The following is a 984-nucleotide window of genomic DNA, read 5'->3' as shown; positions in this document are numbered from 1 at the left end:
TAGGAATTGGCGACCGCTCTAGAGGGGTGCTTGCACCTAATCATGATACGTCAGATTGTTTCTCTGACATTGGAGGCTTCGTGAAGTTAACATATGAACTTAAAAAGAACAACGGAAATGTTCGCCGTGGGTAATTAACCTTTGAACGTGGCATAGTGCAAACACCGGCATTCATGCCTGTAGGTACTTACGGCACAGTAAAAGGTATGACACCGGAAGAAGTAAAAGAGACGGGCGCAGAAATTTTGCTCGGTAATACTTTTCACCTGTGGCTGCGCCCTGGCCAAGAAGTGATGAAAATGCACGGCGACTTGCATGATTTTATGAACTGGCAAGGCCCAATCCTCACCGATTCTGGTGGTTTCCAAGTGTTTAGCTTGGGTGATATTCGCAAAATCACGGAAGAAGGGGTGCATTTTCGTAACCCAGTAAATGGTGACAAGATTTTCATGGACGCAGAAAAGTCGATGGAAATTCAAAAAGATCTGGGCTCTGACATTGTGATGATTTTCGATGAGTGTACGCCGTACCCTGCGACGCACGACGAAGCGAAAAAATCAATGGAGATGTCTTTACGTTGGGCGCAGCGTTCACGTGACCATTTCGACAAATTAGAGAACACCAACTCGCTATTTGGTATCGTGCAAGGCAGTGTTTACGAAGATTTGCGTGATGTTTCCGTGAAAGGCTTAACCGAGATCGGATTTGATGGCTACGCGGTTGGTGGCTTAGCGGTGGGTGAACCTAAAGAAGACATGCACCGTGTACTTGAGCACACCTGGCCACAATTGCCAGAAGACAAACCACGCTACCGGATGGGCGTAGGTAAACCTGAAGACTTAGTGGAAGGGGTACGTCGCGGTATCGATATGTTTGACTGTGTGATGCCAACGCGAAATGCACGTAATGGCCATCTATTTGTGACGGGTGGTGTGATCAAGATCCGTAATGCAGCACATAAAACCGATACAACTGCGCTGGATC

Annotated in this window: 1 pseudogene; it reads left to right on the top strand. The window is 47.3% G+C overall.

The features are described from left to right. Nucleotides 1-80: 80 nt before the first annotated feature. Nucleotides 81-984 (top strand): annotated as a pseudogene (gene tgt / locus GMA8713_RS25800) (tRNA guanosine(34) transglycosylase Tgt); the annotation flags it as partial.

The organism is Grimontia marina, from assembly GCF_900060185.1.
In the GTDB taxonomy this organism is placed as follows: Bacteria; Pseudomonadota; Gammaproteobacteria; order Enterobacterales; family Vibrionaceae; genus Enterovibrio; species Enterovibrio marinus.
Note: the sequence above shows the minus strand (reverse complement) of the source record. Positions and strands in the feature narration are given on the sequence as shown.